The organism is Bacillota bacterium, assembly GCA_013178305.1.
Taxonomy (GTDB): domain Bacteria; phylum Bacillota; class Sulfobacillia; order JABLXB01; family JABLXB01; genus JABLXB01.
Map to the genome: position 1 here is coordinate 1 of JABLXB010000022.1, position 2,128 is coordinate 2,128.

The 2,128-nt window shown below is 61.4% G+C and carries 4 protein-coding genes; 3 read left to right on the forward strand and 1 reads right to left on the reverse strand.

Annotated features, from left to right (window positions below; all coding sequences use genetic code 11):
* The 3 genes from HPY55_16360 to HPY55_16370 form a co-directional block, all read left to right on the forward strand.
* Positions 1–335 (forward strand): nitrilase (locus tag HPY55_16360; protein ID NPV72178.1); only part of this gene is annotated, 335 nt, incomplete at its 5' end.
* Between the two features lie 124 nt (positions 336–459).
* A complete protein-coding gene (locus HPY55_16365) occupies positions 460–834 on the forward strand; it encodes a nucleotidyltransferase domain-containing protein (protein ID NPV72179.1) in 375 nt (124 codons plus the stop codon).
* Positions 788–1,174: a HEPN domain-containing protein gene (locus HPY55_16370; protein ID NPV72180.1), complete on the forward strand. Its 387-nt coding sequence runs from the start codon at positions 788–790 to the stop codon at positions 1,172–1,174. Before HPY55_16365 ends, HPY55_16370 begins: the two co-directional genes overlap by 47 nt.
* Positions 1,175–1,424: 250 nt before the next feature.
* Here HPY55_16370 and ruvB read toward each other — a convergent pair.
* The coding region (ruvB, locus tag HPY55_16375) for a Holliday junction branch migration DNA helicase RuvB (GenBank protein NPV72181.1) at positions 1,425–2,128 on the reverse strand (704 nt) is incomplete at its 5' end.

Below are 2,128 nucleotides of genomic sequence, written 5' to 3' on the forward strand. Positions count from 1 at the left end.
CCGCCAACAACGAGGAGTACCTCTTCTGGCGCACGATGCGGGGCATCTGGCCGAGGGTACAGGAGAGCCAGGTGCTCGGGGTCTCGGCCGCGGCCGTCGGCAACCTCCTGGGGATACCTTTCACCGGACGAAGCGGACTCCTGGCCCCCCTGGAGATGACGCCGTCCGGCGACGGCTGGCTCGTGCGGGCGGCCTCGTTCGACCAGGAAGAGGTCGTGGTCGGGAACCTGGATCTCGACGCCCTGCATCGCTTCAGGGACGAGAACCCGCTGGACTTCAACGTCGAACTGTATGAAAAGTACCTGCCCGGCCTTTACAACAGGTCCACGAGATAGTCCGGGCAGCAGGAGGGGCAAAGGACGTCTGGATTCCGTGCTACTGAGTCTGGAAACGATAACCCGGAAGAGCGGGGTCTCATCGTCAGGTGACCCGACCATCGACACGGAGGAGTGGAACTGGATGGATCCCACGGGGTTTCCCCGAGTTACTCCGGAGCTTCTGTCCGAGGCTACCAGGCGAATCCGGTCTGTGACGAACGCGAAGCTCATAGTGCTGTTTGGCTCACGGGCCCGAGGCGACTTCCGTCCTGATAGCGACCTCGATATACTGGTGGTTGCAGAGTCCAGTCTGCCGAGGTGGAGGCGGGCTGCCCCGATTCGGCGGGCTCTCGCCGGTCTATTCCCCGCGAAAGACATCGTCGTATACACACCCGCCGAGGTCGAGGAGTGGCAAAACGTGCCAAATGCCTTTATTACAACGATCCTGAGGGAGGGACGGGTCCTCTATCATGAAGGACAGAAAGGATCTCGCCCGTGGATGGATCCGCAAGGCTGAAAGCGACCTTGCGGACGCGAGGCGCACAGTGGCAAGTGAGGGTCCATACGACACAGCATGTTTCCATTGCCAGCAGGCTGCAGAGAAATACCTGAAGGCGTTCCTTGCCTATCACGAACGGCCCATACCGCATACGCATGACCTCGAGGAATTGGCCCGATTGTGCTCTGCCATCGATAAGACGCTCGAGTGGGAGAACCTTGATCTCGAGCAGCTCACGGATTACGCCGTTGCAGCCCGGTATGACGACGAATTCTGGCCTGAGCAGGACGTAGCTGGGGACGCCGTCCGGCAGGTAGAAAGGCTCAAAGAAGCAATCCTGGGGCGCCTATATCTCTAAATGAGAGTGCAGAAATGCTCCCGACTTTTGGGAGGGGTTGCCGGTTATTGCACGAGGGGTGTCAAAATCCGGCCACTCGCCCGACGGGCCGGATTTTGGCGAAGCGCGCCCCGCTTGGGGCGCCGTCCCCGAGTGCAACACCGGCAACCCACCAGATGTTGGCAAACTGGGAGGAACTAACGAACCCTCACTTAGGCGGTCTTAACGCAGGGAGGTCTCCCTACCGCATGTACTGGGTATCCCAATTACCCTAGAACAGCGACGGGAGGCCCTTCTGCACGTTCGGCGCGATGCCGAGATGGCGGAACGCATGCTCGGTGGCACGTCGGCCGCTCGCCGTGCGCACCACAAACCCGATCTTGAGCAGGAAAGGCTCCACCATGTCCACGAGGGTGTCCTGCTCCTCGTTGAGCGTGGCGGCAAGGGCCTCTATCCCGACGGGGCCGCCGCCGTAGAACTCGATGATGGCCCTGAGGTACTTCCTGTCGAGGTTGTCAAGGCCCACGTCGTCGATGCCTTCCATGGCGAGGGATGCGGCTACTACATCCTTCGTGATGACACCGTCCGCCTTGACCTGGGCGTAATCGCGTACCCTCTTGAGCAGCCTGTTCGCCACCCTGGGCGTGCCGCGTGAGCGCCTGGCGATCTCGGCACCGGCCTCGTCCTCTACCGTGACTCTGAGGATGGACGCCGACCTCCTCACTATCTCGGCAAGCTCCTCCGGCGGGTAGAAGTCCAGATGGTGGAATATGCCGAACCGCTCCCGGAGGGGCGCCGAGAGAAGCCCGGCCCGCGTGGTGGCCCCCACAAGCGTGAAATGCTTGAGCGGCACCTTGATGGTCTTCGCGAAAGCGCCCTTGTCCACCACGAAGTCGATCTGGAAGTCCTCCATGGCGGAGTAGATGAACTCCTCGACCACCTTCGGCAGCCTGTGGATCTCGTCGATGAAGAGCA